Source organism: Candidatus Rokuibacteriota bacterium, from assembly GCA_016188005.1.
Classification (GTDB): Bacteria; Methylomirabilota; Methylomirabilia; order Rokubacteriales; family CSP1-6; genus UBA12499.
Genome location: JACPIQ010000068.1, coordinates 1 through 11,481, shown reverse-complemented (window position 1 = coordinate 11,481; position 11,481 = coordinate 1). Strand labels below are relative to the sequence as shown.

Below are 11,481 nucleotides of genomic sequence, written 5' to 3'. Positions count from 1 at the left end.
GACCGTGAGCGAGTTCCTCGAGCACATCGCGCGGCTCCGCCGGGCGGAGGGCCGGGTGGCGCTGGCGACGCTGGTCAACACCCGTGGGACGACCCCCAGGAAGGAAGGAGCGCAGATGCTGGTGGGCGAGGGGGGGCGGATTCTCGGATCCGTCACCATCGGGGGGTGCGTGGACGCCCAGGTCATCGAGGAGTCAGCCGCCGTGCTCGGGCGGAATGCGCCGCGACTGCTGGAGCTCGACCTGGGCGACGAGGAGGCCTGGGAGATCGGCCTCACCTGCGGGGGGACCATCGAGGTGTTCGTCGAGCCAGTCGCGCTGGATCGCCCGGGTGACGACACGCTGGCCTTCTACGAGAGGGCGCGCGCTCATGCGGGCCGCGGCGGGCGCGCCGCCATCGTGACGCGGCTCGATCCGCCCGGCGCCGGCGCCAAGCTCCTCGTGCTGGACTCTGGCGAGATCGAGGGCAGCCTCGGCGAGCCGTTCCTGGACCGCCGCTTCGCCGGCGAGGCCGGGGCGGCGCTGCGTGCCGGCGCATCGCGCACGCTGTTCCTGGAAGGGGTGCGGGCCTTCGCGGAGGTGCTGGCGCCGCCCGCCATCCTGGCGGTCGTGGGGGCGGGGCATGTGGCCATGCCGCTGGTGGCCCTGGCGCGGACCCTCGGCTTCCGGACCATCGTGGTGGACGGGCGGCCGCGCTTCGCAACGCCCGAGCGCTTCCCCGACGTCGACGAGCTCAGGATCGGCATTCCCTCGGATCTCGTCCGAGAGGTCCCGCTGGTCCCGAGCACGGCGCTGGTGCTGGTGGCCCACGACTACAAGTACGACCTGCCCGTGCTGCGGCACGCGCTGGGCACGGAGGTCGGCTACATCGGACTCCTGGGAAGCACGCGGCGCGGCGCGGCGATCCTGAACCTGCTCCGCGAGGAGGGGCTGGGCGAGGCTCAGCTGGCGCGCGTGCGGGTGCCCATCGGGCTCGATCTCGGCGCCCGCTCGGCGCCCGAGATCGCGCTGGCCATCATGGCCGAGGTCGTGGCGGTCCAGCACAGCGCCACCGGCCTCCCCCTGTCGGAGAAGGTCGGCCGGGCGCCCCGATGAGGGCCGGAGGCCCGAAGAGGCCCGGGGGCAACGTGGAGTCTTCCAGGTTCAGGCGAGATGGACAGAGCCCGACAGGGCGAAGAGGCGCGGGGCGCACGGTGGAGTCATCCACGGTCAGGCGAGGTGGAGAGGGCCCCGGTGGAGTCGGCGCCCCGATGAGCCCGGCAGGGCGAAGAGGCCCAACCGCACGGTGGAGTCATCCACGGTCAGGCGAGGTGGAGAGGGTCCCGAAGGGGCGAAGAGGCCCCGGTGGAGTCGACGCCCCGATGAGCCCGACAGGGCGAAGAGGCCCAACCGCAGCCCGAAGTCATCCACATTCAAGCGAGATGGTTAGATGAAGCCGATGGCCCTGCGAAGGGACGAGGCTGCGGCAGGGGCGCTGGAGGGGAGGATCGCCTGTCACGACGTGCGGGACGGCGAGGGGCGCGTCGCCATCCGCAAGGGCCAGACCCTGGACGTCGCGGCCGCGGGGCTGCTCCTGACCCTGCCGTGGGAGGAAGTGCATCTCCTCGAGCTCGAGGCTGGAGATCTGCACGAGGAGCCGGCCGGGGCGCGGCTGGCGCAGGCGGCGGTGGGGGAGGGGGTCGAGGTGAAGGGCTATAGCGGCGGGCAGTGGACGCTCGCCGCCGCGCATCGCGGGCTGCTGCGGGTCCGCGAGGCTGCGCTCGCGCTGGTCAATGCAGAGCCCGGCATCGCGGTGTTCACCCTCTACGATCTCCAGCCGGTGGAGGCAGGCGAGATCGTCGCCCGGGCGAAGGTGATTCCGCTGGCCATCGCCGAGCAGGTGGTGAAGCGCGTCGAGGAGTGCACGCGGGGAGCTGGCGGACTGCTGGGAGTCCTGCCGTTCGCCCCGCACGCCATCGGCGCCGTCACGCGCGAGACCCTGGACGCCCGCCAGCGCGCGAGGTTCGAGGCGGTGCTGCGGGAGAAGGTGGACTGGTTCGGCTCCCGTCTGCTGCCGGTGCGCTACTCGGGGGGCGACGCGCGCGCGGTGGGCGGGGAGATCACGGCGCTGGTGGAGGCCGGTGCGGAGCTCGTGATCGTCGCCGGGGCCAGCGCGCTCGATCCGCTCGATCCGGTCTTCCTCGGCATCGGGCTTGCCGGCGGGCGGATGGAGCGGGTGGGGGTGCCGGCGCACCCGGGCAGCCTGCTGTTCGTCGGCGAGGCGATGAGCCGCCCGGTACTCGGCATGCCCACGTGCGGCATGTTCTCCCAGGCCACGACCTTCGACCTCATCCTGCCGCGGCTTCTCGCCGGCGAACCCATCGGCAACGCCCAGCTGGCCGCTCTCGGCCTCGGAGGTCTTCTGTCACAGGACAGCGCCTTTCGCTTCCCGCCGTACCGCAAGACGGCGGCGCGCGGCGAGCTGCCGGAGTAGCGCCGTGGTCTACAGCACGGTGATCCGCGACCGCTTCCGTCACCCGCGCTTCCGCGGCCGGATCGCGGAGCCCCAGGGCGCCTTCGAGGACGTGAATCCCCTCTGCGGGGATCGGATCCGCATCGAGTGCCGCATCGTGAACGGCACGCTGTCGGATGCCCGCCACCACGGCGACAGCTGCGCCATCTGCGCCGCCTCGGCGGACGTGCTGCTGGAGATGGTGGTGGGCCGGGCCACCGACCAGGCGGCCGCGGTCCCGGCGGCCGCCGTCCTCGAGCGCCTGGAGGCGGAGATCCGTCCCACGCGGATGCGCTGCGTCACCCTCCCCATCTCCGTCCTCCAGGCCGCCCTCTCGGGCGGGGAGACGCCGCCCCCCCGATGAGCGCCATGACCCTGGGCGAGGGCTGCCGGCCCGACTTCCCCATCCTGTCCCGCATGGTGCACGGCCACCCCGTCGCGTACCTCGACTCCGCCGCCTCCAGCCAGAAGCCGCGCCAGGTGATCGAGGCCATCCAGCGCTACTACGAGCAGAGCCACGCCAACGTCCACCGCTCCATCCACACGCTGGGCGAGGAGGCCACGGAGCTGTACGAGGGTGCCCGCGACGCCGTCCGTGCCTTCATCGGCGCGCGCGCCCGCGAGGAGATCGTCTTCACCCGCGGGACGACGGAGGCGATCAACCTGGTGGCCCAGGTCATGGGGCGCACGCTCGCGCCGGGCGACGAGGTGCTGGTCACCGAGATGGAGCACCACTCGAACCTGATCCCGTGGCAGCTGGTCTGCCGCGATCGGGGCGTCGCGCTCCGGGCGGTGCCAGTGTCGGACGGGTGTCACCTGGACCTCGACGCCTTCAGCCGACTCCTCGGCGGGCGCACCCGCATCGTGGCCGTGACTCACGTCTCCAACGTCCTCGGCACGGTCAACCCCGTGGCGGACATGGCGCAAGCGGCCCATGCAGCGGGCGCCCTTCTGCTCGTGGACGGAGCCCAGGCCGCGCCCCATCTGGCGCTGGACCTTCCCGGGCTCGGCGCCGACTTCTACGCCTTCTCGGGGCACAAGATGCTGGGGCCGACGGGGATCGGCGTGCTCTACGGGCGCCACGAGGTGCTGGAGCGGCTGGAGCCCGCCTGGGGCGGGGGAGAGATGATCAAGGAGGTGTGGATCGACCGCGCCCGGTGGAACGACCTGCCATGGCGCTTCGAGCCCGGCACCCCACCGATCTCGGAGGCGGTGGGATTGGCGGCGGCGGTAGAATATCTCGGCAAGCTCGGTATGCCGCGCGTGACCGCCCACGAGCAGGAGCTGACGCGGCTCGCCCAGGAGGCGCTGGCGGCCATCCCCGGCGTCACGCTCTACGGCCCGCCGGCGGCAGAGCCGCGGGGGGCCGTGGTGGCGTTCAACGTCGCGGGCATCCACCCTCATGACGGCGCGGCCATCCTCGACGAGTCGGGGATCGCCGTCAGAGCGGGGCACCACTGCGCCCAGCCCCTGATGCGGCGCCTGGGAATCGTCGGTACGCTCCGGGCGAGCTTCTCCGTCTACAACACCGCCGGCGAGGTGGAGTGCCTCGCTCGAGCGGTGTCCACGCTCCAGGCCGAGCTGTGACGCGAGGCGGGTGAGGGCAACGTGGACGAGGGCCGACCGGCGCCGCGGGACGCGCTTCACTCGCCTCGCTTCGGCCAGCCGGCGACCTTCATGCGGCTGCCCTACTTGCGGGACCCGGCCGCGCTGGACGTGGCGATCGTCGGGCTTCCCTACGACGGCGGCACATCCTACCGGCCGGGGGCGCGCCACGGCCCGCGCCACATCCGGGAGCAGTCCTCGCTGATCCGCACCTACAACCCCGCGCTCGGGGTGTCCCCCTTCGAGCGGCTGAGGGTAGCGGACTACGGGGACGTGGACGTGGCCCCCATCTCCATCGAGCGCACCTTCGAGGCGATCGAGCTGGAAGTGGACCGGCTGGCGGCGGCCCGGGTCATCCCGCTCGGAGTGGGCGGCGATCACTCGGTCACGCTGCCCATCCTCCGGGCGCTCCGGCGGCAGCACGGGCCGCTGGGTCTCGTGCACTTCGACGCGCACCCCGACACCTGGGACGAGTACGGTGGCTCCCGCCACTTCCACGGCAGCACCTTCAGGCGGGCGGTCGAAGAGGGGCTCGTGGATGGCCGCCGAGTGCTGCAGATCGGCATCCGGGGCCCGCTGCGAGGGCCGGGCGACTTCGACTTTCACGCCGAGCACGGGCTGGAAGTCGTGCGCATCGACGAGGTCAAGGAGCGCGGCGTGGCGGCGGTCGCCGGGCGGCTCGAGCGGCTGCGCGGCGCGCCCGTCTACTGTTCCTTCGACATCGACGCGGTGGATCCCGCCTACGCACCCGCCACTGGCACACCGGAGGTGGGTGGGCTCAGCGCGTACGAGGCGCTGGTGCTCGTGCGTGCCCTGCGCGCGCTCCCGCTGATCGGCGCCGACGTCGTGGAGGTCTCGCCCCCCTACGACGGGCCGGGCCAGGTGACGAGCCTGCTGGCCGCCAACCTGCTCTTCGAGCTCCTGTCGGTGCTCGCCCTCGGCCGGTAGCCGCGCTGCCGCGTGCTATCATGAGCGGCGGGAGGCGGCCATGAGGCGAGGCCTGCTGTGGGGGTCTGTTCTGCTCGGGCTGGCCGTGGCGCTGGGACCGCTGCCCGGCTTTGCGGCGCCTCCCGCTCCCGTCTCCCTCCTCGAGGTGGACGGCGCCATCACCCCCGTGACCGTGCGCCTCGTCGCCGGCGCGCTGGAGCGGGCCCAGGCGGAGCGATCCCAGGCACTGATCGTCCAGCTCGACACCCCCGGCGGGCTCGAGCGCTCCATGCGCTCCATCGTGCAGGCCATCCTCAAGTCCGAGATCCCCGTCATCGTCTACGTCGGCCCCACCGGCGCGCGCGCGGCCTCCGCCGGGGTCTTCATCACCATGGCGGGTCACGTGGCCGCCATGGCGCCGGCCACCAACATCGGGGCCGCGCACCCCGTGGCCGTGGGTGGCGGCAGCGACAAGGAGATGATGAAGAAGGTCGAGAACGACGCGGCCGCCTTCGCCCGCACCATCGCCACCGAGCGCGGGCGCAACGTCGAATGGGCGGAGAAGGCCGTGCGCACCTCCGTATCGGCCACGGAGCGCGAGGCGGTGAAGCTCCGGGTGGTCGACCTCGTCGCCGAGAACATCCCGGATCTCCTGGCAAAGGCGAACGGGAGGACCGTCAAGACCACCCGGGGTCCGGTCACGCTGCAGACGCGCGAGGCGCCGGTGAAGCGCATCGAGGTGCGCTTCCGCGACCGCTTCCTGGCGCTGATCACCGACCCGAACATCGCCTACATCCTCATGATGATCGGGATGCTGGGCCTGTTCTTCGAGCTGTCGAATCCCGGAGTGATCCTGCCCGGGGTGCTGGGCGGCATCAGCCTCATCCTGGCCTTCTTCGCCTTCCAGAGCCTGCCCATCAACTGGGCGGGCCTGCTGCTCATCCTCTTCGGCGTGGCGCTCCTCATCGCGGAGATCAAGATCGTGAGCCATGGTGTGCTCTCCATCGGCGGGATCGTCGCCATGATCCTGGGCTCGATGATGCTCTACGACGCTCCCGAGACGGGGATCCGCATCTCGTGGTACGTCATCGTCCCGACCGTGGGGAGCACGGCAGGGCTCTTCATCTTCGCGCTCTCCTACGGTGTCCGGGCCCTGTACCGGCAGCCCAGCACGGGGGCTGCGGGCATGGTGGGCGAGGCGGCCGTGGCCCGGACGGCGCTCGATCCCGAGGGACAGGTGCTCGTGCAGGGCGAGTTGTGGCACGCCGTGACGCGGGACGGGCCCGTGGCGGTGGGCGAGACGGTACGGATCACGGCGGTGGAGGGGCTCACGCTCCACGTGGTCAGGGCAGCCAACCCGCGGCGGGACCGTGAGGAGACACGCACATGAGCGGCTTCGAGATGATCTTCGGGATCGTGCCGGTGCTGGTGATCGTGCTCTTCGTCGTCGGCTCGTCCGTGCGGATCCTCCGGGAGTACGAGCGGGGGGTCATCTTCCGCTTCGGCCGTCGCGCCAGCGCCGTGCTCAATCCGGGCGGCGACGGCTCCGGGCCGGGCCTGGTGCTGCTGATCCCGTTCGTGGACAAGATGGTCAAGGTGAGCCTCAGGACCATCACCATGGACGTGCCGCCGCAGGACGTGATCACGCGCGACAACGTCTCCGTGAAAGTCAACGCCGTGATCTTCTTCCGCGTGCTCGACGCGGCGAAGGCCGTGATCAGCGTCGAGGATTTCCTCTACGCGACTTCCCAGATCGCTCAGACGACGCTCCGGAGCGTGCTGGGGCAGCAGGAGCTGGACGACCTCCTCGCCGCGCGGGACAAGATCAACCAGCAGCTCACCCGCATCATCGACGAGCACACGACGCCGTGGGGCATCAAGGTCGCAGCCGTGGAGGTGAAGAACGTCGACCTGCCGCAGGACATGCAGCGGGCCATGTCCAAGCAGGCCGAGGCCGAGCGCGAGCGGCGCGCCAAGGTGATCAACGCGGACGGAGAGTTCCAGGCCGCCGCGAAGCTCTCCGAGGCGGCAGACGTGCTGTCGCGCTATCCCATCGCCATCCAGCTCCGGTATCTCCAGACCATGAGGGAGATCGCCTCGGAGCGGAACACGACGACGTTCTTCCCGCTGCCCATGGAGCTCTTCGGCGCGGTGGTCAACGCCTTCAAGGCTGCGCAGCCGCCACCGGCCCCCGGGATCCCGGCTGGCCAGTGACGCGCTGCTTGTGATGTCCCCCCTGCGTGGGTAGAATACGGAGGCTGTCCAGGGGGGGTTAGCTCAGTTGGGAGAGCGCGGCGTTCGCAACGCCGAGGTCGAGGGTTCGAATCCCTTACCCTCCACCATCCGAAGAGCAGGCGGCGGGGCGCCGCGAGCGGGAGCGGAGACCGCCGGCGCCCCGCGCCATGGCTGCCCGGGCCGTGACGCCGAGTCAAGAGCCGGTCGTCATCGGCAGAGCGTAGATATCATTCGCGGGGTCCCGGGGTCGGGGGAGGAGTCAGCCATGGACCGCATCGGGATGGTGACTGTGGGTCAAGCGCCGCGCGACGATCTCGTACCCTTCATGACCCCGTTCTTCACGCGTCCGGTCGAGGTCTTGCAGGCTGGCGCGCTGGATGACCTCCGCCGGCGTGAGATCGAAGCGCTCGGCCCGGGGCCTGGCGAGGTCGGCATCGCCGCCCGGCTTCGCGACGGGTCCGAGACGCCGCTCCGACGTCCTCGTCGTGAACCCCGGCCGCGTCTTCCCCGCGATCATCTCGGCGCTGGCCGGTGGACGGCGGCTCGGCGTCATCAAGCCCTCGGCCGGACAGATCGAGCAGGCGCACCGGCAGTTCGCGGAGCGCGGCATCGAGGCGGTGGTGACGTCGGCCTCGCCCTATACCGGCGAGCAGCGTCTCGACGACGTGCGCCGAGCGGCGGAGATCCTCGCCGCCGCGCGCGCCGACCTCGTGTGGATGAGCTGCGTCGGCATGGACGAAGCGATGCGCGAGATCGTCGTCGAGGTCACCGGCCGCCCGACCGTCCTCGCCCGTTCGATCCTGGCCCGCGTCATCGACGAGCTGCTCGCGGCTGGATGCGTTCCGGCCGCGACCTAGGGCGCACGATTCATGAACCGCGGACGGGGTGGCAAACGGTGGGTGCTGCGTGCGTGAATGACACGGGCGGGTGTCCCTCTTTGACCTCATGCTGAGAACGCCGCGTCGGCCCCGCCGCGTGATCGTCAGCGTGGGTTCAGAGCCTGGACACTAGCCTCGATCCCGCGTCGTGCGGACGTATCTTCTCCGCCGGCTGCTCCATGGCGTGGTCGTGCTCTTCGTGGTGAGCGTGGCGATCTTCGTCATCGTCCACGCCGCGCCCGGCGGGCCCGCGCTGCTCAACCAGCCGGACATGGACCCCGGCGTCGCGCGGGAGATGCGTGGCCTGCTCGGCCTCGACGACCCGCTGCCGGTCCAGTACGGGCGCTGGATCCGCAACGCGCTCGGCGGGAACTTCGGCCGCTCCTACCAGCACGGCCTGCCGACCTCGCAGCTCGTGGCCGAGCGGATCCCGAGCACGCTGCTGCTCTCGGGCACGGCGCTCGTCGTCGCCGTCGTGCTGGCCGTGCCGCTCGGGACGATCTCCGCCGTCTACCGCTACTCGTGGCTCGATTACGTCGCGACGGTGGTGGCGTTCGCCGGCGTCTCCGTCCCGATCTTCTGGCTGGGGATCCTGCTCATCATCGTCTTCTCGGTGCAGCTCGGCTGGCTCCCTTCGTCGGGGATGGTGACGGTCGGGACGCCCTTCGCGGTGGGGGACCTGCTGGCCCACACCGTGATGCCGGCCCTGGTGCTGGCGACCTTCCCGCTGGCGCAGCTCACCCGCTACGTGCGCTCGAACATGGTGGACGTCCTCGCGCAGGACTACATCCGCACCGCGCGCGCCAAGGGTCTGCCGGAGGTCTCGCTCCTCGCGCGGCACGCGCTCCGCAACGCGCTCATCCCGATGCTGACAGTGCTGGGCGTGCTCGTCCCCCGGCTCCTCGGCGGCGCGGTGATCACCGAGACGATCTTCGCCTGGCCTGGACTCGGACGCCTGGCGGTCGATGCGGCCATCACGCGCGACTATCCGGTGATCATGGGCGTGACGCTGCTGGTGGCGGGGCTCGTCGTCGCGAGCAGTCTGGTGACGGACCTGCTCTACGGCGTGGTGGACCCGAGGATCACGCTCAGGTGAGCGGGCCCGGCGGGATCGACACCGAGACGCCGCGCGCCGCGCTGCCGGAGGCACGGGGCGAGCGGGGCGCCGACTACCCCTGGCGCCGGTTTCGCCGCAACCGGCTGGCAGTCGCCGCGCTCGGCTATCTCATCGTGGTGCACCTGGCCGCCGCGCTGGCGCCGTGGATCGTCCCTTACGAACCGGAGTTCATCGACCTCCTGAATCAGATGGCCCCGCCGTCGCGCGAGCACCTGCTGGGCACGGACGAGACCGGGCGCGACGTGCTCTCCCGGCTGATCGCCGGCGCGCGGACGTCCCTGGCGGTCGGGCTGTCGGCCATGGTCCTGGCGATCGCGATCGGCACCGCACTCGGCGGCATCAGCGGCATGGCCGGCGGGATCGTCGAGGTGATCCTCATGCGCGTGACCGACGGCATGCTGACGGTGCCCACATTCTTCCTGGCCCTGCTCGTACTGGCCGTCTTCGGCTCGAGCATCGTCAACGTGGTCCTGGTGATCGGGGCGACGGGGTGGATGGTCGTCGCTCGCGTGGTCCGCGCCGAGGTGCTGCGGACGCTGCCGCAGGAGTTCGTGGTCGCCTCGCGCGCCCTGGGCGTGGGCCGCACGCGCATCCTGCTGCGGCACCTGCTGCCGCAGGCGCTGCCCTCGCTCATCGTGGCGGCGACGCTCGGCGTCGCGTACGCCGTGCTCACCGAGTCGGCGCTGTCGTACCTCGGCCTCGGCGTCCAGCCGCCGACGCCGACGTGGGGCAACATGCTGACCGGCGCCCAGCACTACGTCTGGAAGACCCCGAGTCTCGCCCTCTACCCGGGCGCGGCGATCATGCTGACCGTGCTGTCCTACAACGCGCTCGGCGACGCGCTGTCCGACACGCTCGATCCGCGGCACGCGGGAACGTGATGCCGCTGGGACTCCGCCGGCAGCGTGGAAGCCCGGGGGAGATTGCCCGCAACATCGCCGCGCAGATCATCGAGGACGCGGCGCACTCACCAACGAAAGGGATCACATGAGTTATCGACCATCGTCGCGATGTCTGACCCTGGCCCTGGCGTTCGCGGTCATCACCGGCACCCTGGTCACGCCTGCTGAGGCTCAAGGGCCGCCCGGCGTGCTCCGCATCTCCATCATCGGCGACGTGACGCTGAATCCATTCACGCAGCCCCAGCAGTTGCCGACGACGCAGGTGCTCAAGGTCGTCTTCTCGACCCTGACACGCTACCGTCCGGGCGACCTCCAGCCGGTCGGCGATCTCGCCACCTCGTGGCAGGCGCTCGAGGGCGCCAAGGTGTGGGAGTTCAAGCTGCGGCGTGGCGTGAAGTGGCACGACGGCAAGCCGCTCACCGCGGCGGACGTCAAGTTCACGCTCGAGAGCATCGTCGACCCCAAGGTCAAGGCGTTGTTCCGGAGCGCGTTGAAGGGGCTGCAGCGGGTGGACATCGTCGACGACGCGACGGTCCGCATCGTCTTCGGTCAGCCGTTCGCGTCGCTGCCCATCGTGCTCGCGTGGAACGTCGTCATCGCGCCGAAGCACCTCCTGGAGGGCAAGGACCTCAACGACCTCTCGGACTTCGCGCAGAAGCCGGTCGGCACGGGGCCGTTCAAGTTCAAGGAAGCGGTCAAGGGCTCGCACATCACTCTCGACGCCAACCCTGACTACCATGACGGCCGTCCCAAGCTCCGCACCATCGTGTTCAAGGTCATCCCCGACATCAACACGGTGGTGGCGCAACTCCGGACCGGCGAGCTGGACCTGGCCGTCGTCGAGTCCGTCCATCGCGAGACGCTCGAGCGCGCGCCGCAGCTCAGCTTCAAGGTGACGCAATTGCCGTCCACGTTCAACATCTCCTTCAACAACACGCGCTGGCCCTTCACCGACCGCCTGGTCCGGCAGGCGCTGATCCACGGGCTGAACCGTGGGCTGCTCGTCCAGCGCGTCGTGAAGGGCGATGCGCCGGTGGCCAGCAGCCCCTACGCCCGGGCGTTCGGGCCGTTCTTCAACGCCAGCCTCAAGCCGTATGCCTACGACGTCGGCCGCGCCAAGGCGCTGCTGGCGGAGGCGGGATTCAAGCCCGGCCCCGACGGCACTCTCCAGAAGGGCGGCAAGCGGTTGGCCTTCGAGCTGATGGTGGACAAGGGCAACCCCGTCCGCGAGCAGGTGGCACTCTACGCGCAGCAGGCGTGGAAGCAGCTCGGCCTCGAGGTGAAGCTCGTCGTCGAGGAGTGGTCGGTCTATATCAAGAAGGGCAACC

The 11,481-nt window shown here is 70.8% G+C and carries 11 protein-coding genes and 1 tRNA gene; all 12 read left to right on the top strand.

Annotated elements, in window-relative coordinates:
* The first annotated feature begins 4 nt into the window (after nucleotides 1-4).
* Nucleotides 5-1,093, top strand: a complete 1,089-nt coding sequence (locus tag HYV93_13150; protein ID MBI2526916.1) for an XdhC family protein — start codon at nucleotides 5-7, stop codon at nucleotides 1,091-1,093.
* A gap of 334 nt (nucleotides 1,094-1,427) precedes the next feature.
* On the top strand, nucleotides 1,428-2,471 hold the full coding sequence (locus tag HYV93_13145) for a hypothetical protein (GenBank protein MBI2526915.1): 1,044 nt from the start codon (nucleotides 1,428-1,430) through the stop codon (nucleotides 2,469-2,471).
* A gap of 4 nt (nucleotides 2,472-2,475) precedes the next feature.
* Nucleotides 2,476-2,853, top strand: a complete 378-nt coding sequence (locus HYV93_13140) for an iron-sulfur cluster assembly scaffold protein (GenBank protein MBI2526914.1) — start codon at nucleotides 2,476-2,478, stop codon at nucleotides 2,851-2,853.
* Between the two features lie 5 nt (nucleotides 2,854-2,858).
* Complete coding sequence (gene sufS / locus HYV93_13135) at nucleotides 2,859-4,076, top strand: SufS family cysteine desulfurase (GenBank protein ID MBI2526913.1); 1,218 nt, start codon at nucleotides 2,859-2,861, stop codon at nucleotides 4,074-4,076.
* Nucleotides 4,077-4,166: 90 nt separating this feature from the next.
* Nucleotides 4,167-5,042, top strand: coding sequence for an agmatinase (gene speB / locus HYV93_13130; protein MBI2526912.1), 876 nt, complete (start codon nucleotides 4,167-4,169; stop codon nucleotides 5,040-5,042).
* A gap of 40 nt (nucleotides 5,043-5,082) precedes the next feature.
* A complete protein-coding gene (locus tag HYV93_13125; protein MBI2526911.1) occupies nucleotides 5,083-6,411 on the top strand; it encodes a nodulation protein NfeD in 1,329 nt (442 codons plus the stop codon).
* Between the two features lie 11 nt (nucleotides 6,412-6,422).
* Nucleotides 6,423-7,235, top strand: a complete 813-nt coding sequence (locus tag HYV93_13120) for a slipin family protein (protein ID MBI2526910.1) — start codon at nucleotides 6,423-6,425, stop codon at nucleotides 7,233-7,235.
* Nucleotides 7,236-7,287: 52 nt separating this feature from the next.
* Nucleotides 7,288-7,363: transfer RNA gene (locus tag HYV93_13115), tRNA-Ala, on the top strand.
* 285 nt (nucleotides 7,364-7,648) lie between these two features.
* Nucleotides 7,649-8,113, top strand: a complete 465-nt coding sequence (locus HYV93_13110; protein MBI2526909.1) for an AroM family protein — start codon at nucleotides 7,649-7,651, stop codon at nucleotides 8,111-8,113.
* A 169-nt stretch (nucleotides 8,114-8,282) separates the two neighbouring features.
* Nucleotides 8,283-9,230 (top strand): ABC transporter permease, encoded by a 948-nt coding sequence (locus HYV93_13105; protein ID MBI2526908.1) that lies wholly within the window; start codon nucleotides 8,283-8,285, stop codon nucleotides 9,228-9,230.
* Between the two features lie 41 nt (nucleotides 9,231-9,271).
* The gene (locus HYV93_13100) at nucleotides 9,272-10,132 is read left to right on the top strand and encodes an ABC transporter permease (GenBank protein ID MBI2526907.1); all 861 of its coding nucleotides are present in this window, start codon (nucleotides 9,272-9,274) and stop codon (nucleotides 10,130-10,132) included.
* Between the two features lie 106 nt (nucleotides 10,133-10,238).
* A partial coding sequence (locus HYV93_13095; protein ID MBI2526906.1) for an ABC transporter substrate-binding protein occupies nucleotides 10,239-11,481 on the top strand: 1,243 nt, incomplete at its 3' end.

What these genes read in the sequence shown, in the direction of transcription:
- HYV93_13145 (MBI2526915.1), top strand. Translation starts at nt 1,428, where the DNA reads ATGAAGCCGATGGCCCTGCGAAGGGACGAGGCTGCGGCAGGGGCGCTG.
- sufS (MBI2526913.1), top strand. Translation starts at nt 2,859, where the DNA reads ATGACCCTGGGCGAGGGCTGCCGGCCCGACTTCCCCATCCTGTCCCGC.
- speB (MBI2526912.1), top strand. Translation starts at nt 4,167, where the DNA reads ATGCGGCTGCCCTACTTGCGGGACCCGGCCGCGCTGGACGTGGCGATC.
- HYV93_13125 (MBI2526911.1), top strand. Translation starts at nt 5,083, where the DNA reads ATGAGGCGAGGCCTGCTGTGGGGGTCTGTTCTGCTCGGGCTGGCCGTG.
- HYV93_13120 (MBI2526910.1), top strand. Translation starts at nt 6,423, where the DNA reads ATGATCTTCGGGATCGTGCCGGTGCTGGTGATCGTGCTCTTCGTCGTC.